Source organism: Actinosynnema sp. NPDC023658, from assembly GCF_040639995.1.
In the GTDB taxonomy this organism is placed as follows: Bacteria; Actinomycetota; Actinomycetes; order Mycobacteriales; family Pseudonocardiaceae; genus Actinosynnema.
The window spans coordinates 1-2,317 of record NZ_JBFAAX010000869.1 but is presented as its reverse complement, the minus strand read 5'-3'; the positions used below and the strand labels follow the sequence as shown (position 1 = coordinate 2,317).

Annotated in this window: 3 protein-coding genes; all 3 read right to left on the bottom strand. The window is 66.5% G+C overall.

Features of this window, described 5'->3' with window-relative positions; all coding sequences use genetic code 11:
* On the bottom strand, positions 1-697 hold a 697-nt coding region (locus AB0G02_RS35785; RefSeq protein ID WP_360803559.1), incomplete at its 3' end, for a glycosyltransferase.
* A gap of 204 nt (positions 698-901) precedes the next feature.
* Positions 902-1,303, bottom strand: a complete 402-nt coding sequence (locus AB0G02_RS35780; protein WP_360803556.1) for a GtrA family protein — start codon at positions 1,301-1,303, stop codon at positions 902-904.
* A complete protein-coding gene (locus tag AB0G02_RS35775; RefSeq protein ID WP_360803561.1) occupies positions 1,300-2,295 on the bottom strand; it encodes a glycosyltransferase family 2 protein in 996 nt (331 codons plus the stop codon). Before AB0G02_RS35775 ends, AB0G02_RS35780 begins: the two co-directional genes overlap by 4 nt.
* Positions 2,296-2,317 lie beyond the last annotated feature (22 nt).

The window sequence follows — 2,317 nt, the reverse complement described above, 5'->3', positions numbered from 1 at the left end:
CTCTTCGCCGGCAACGGCGCAGGTCAGATCGGCTGGACCGGACCCATGTGGCCCACCCGAACGCCGCCACCGCCTTGCGGAGCTGGTCCGATTCGGGCCGGTCCTCCGCGTCGTAGATGACGCACAGCTCGCCGGTGGCGCGGGCCAGGCCCACGTTGCACGCGTTGGGCTTGGTGCGCGGCCCGCCCTCGGGAACGAGCTCCACCTCGAACCCCGGCGGCAGTTCCAGGCGGTCCAGCGCCGGACGGGTGATGTCGTCATCCTGTTCGACCAGCAGCAGCACCTGCAGCCGGTGGACGGGGTAGTCGAGCCGGTGGATGGTCTCGATCAGCCCTGGCAGCACCAGCTCCTCGCGGTGCAGGGGGATGAGCACCGTGTAGGGCGGCAGGTCCTGATCGGCGATCAGGACCTCATCGTGCACTCGGATGATCCGCGCGCCCGGGCCGGCGGCCACCAGCAGGCAGCGGAAGCAGATCACGAGCACGTAGACGATCGTGGTCGCGCTCACGAACACCTGCGCCCACCACAGCGGACGCGGTGCGGCTGCGGTGAAGGCGCCTGCCAGAACCACGCACGCCAGGACGACGGCCACCGCCGCCAGCGTGACCTTCTGCCCGTGGCCGAGCAGCCTGAAGGCGCTGTACTGCTCGGGAAGGACGAGGGCTTCAGCCCGGTCTCGGGAGGACCTGGTCGTCATGTGCGTTCCGGTTCCATTCTCGGCCACGAGTTCCCAGTCCGAACGGTGTGAGGCGGTCACACCTCCGGGGTCCTTCATCTCACGCGGGGCCACCCGATGCGGTCGCATGAATCGACCCTTGCACCGATCGGCTTCGTCGCACCAGCCACACACGCTAACGACCACCTCCCCAGGTGACATGTCCGACCACCGTCACCCGACCGGTCACCGCCGACGGAAGACGACCTTGCTGTACAAGACGTAGTTCCACACCAGTCCGAATGCCAGGCCGACGAGCTTTGGTCCCGTCACCGCCGTCAGGGCGGCCGAACCGCCGAGCAGATCGCCGGTCACGTTGATCGCCAGGGGTTGGACGACCCACAACCCTGATGCCGTGCACAAGACGAACAGCAGGACTTGGGCACGCAGGTCGCCGGACCGCGCACGGAAGGTGAACGACCTGTTGAGCACGAAGCTCAACGCCATGCCCACCGAGGTCGAGAGCAGGTTCGCCAGGAACGTCGGGGTGCCCGTCAGGACGAGCGAGACGTAACCGACGAGGTCCACGGAGGTGTTCACGACACCGACCACACCGAAGCGCAGACGGGTGGCGGTGACCGGCTTCACCGGTTCAGGCTCCGGTCGCTCGACTGCACGGACCGGTCCAGCACGGTCTTCACCGGTGTGCTTTGGTCGACGGCCGTGCGCACAGATGAGACGGTGTAGAGCGGTCGCCCTAGGGCTTCGGCGTAGGTCCGGCCGATGTAGCTGCCCAGCACGCCCTGCATGGTGATCTGCACTCCGCCGAGGAAGAACATCGCGATGGCGGTGAACGCCCACCCGGGTACCGCCGTCTCCGGAGCCAGGACCTTCACCCCGGCCGTGTACAGGATTCCCAGGAAGCTCAGCAGTGAGATGCCGTACCCGAGCCTGCTGATCAGTCTGAGCGGGGTGACGGAGAACCCGAGCAGGCCGTCCGCAGCCAATCTCAGCATCTTGCTCAAGGGGTAGCCTGTGGTGCCCGCGTGCCGCTCGTCGCGGTCGAACAACACCCCGGTCTGGCGGAAGCCGATGTAGCTGACCAGGCCGCGCAGGAACCGGTCGCGTTCGCGGAACTTGCGCAGTTCCTCGACCACCTTGCGGTCCAGGAGCCTGAAGTCGCCGGTGTCGCGAGGGATGTCGACCGAGGCGATCTTGCGCAGGACCCAGTAGAACACGCTCGCGGTGAACTTCTTGAACGTCGTGTCGCGGCGAGAGCGGCGTTGCGCGTACACGACCTCGTAGCCCTGCTGCCACCTCGTGATCAGTTCCAGGCTAACCTGTGGCGGGTCCTGCAAGTCGCTGTCCATGATGATTACCGCATCGGCGTCGACGAGATCCAAACCCGCAGTGACCGCCGTCTGGTGGCCGAAGTTCCGCGCGAGTTCGATCACCGTGACGCGGTGGTCCGCATCGGCCAGCGCCTGCAGGCAACTCGCGGAGTCGTCCTTGCTGCCGTCGTCGACGTAGGTGAAGGTGAAGTCGTAGCGGTCGGCGAGTGCCCCGGTGACATGGCACACCGTGCGATGCAGCAGCTCGATGTTCCCCGCCTCGTTGTAAACGGGGAAGACGTAGGCGATGGAACTCTTCCCGGCTTGTCTT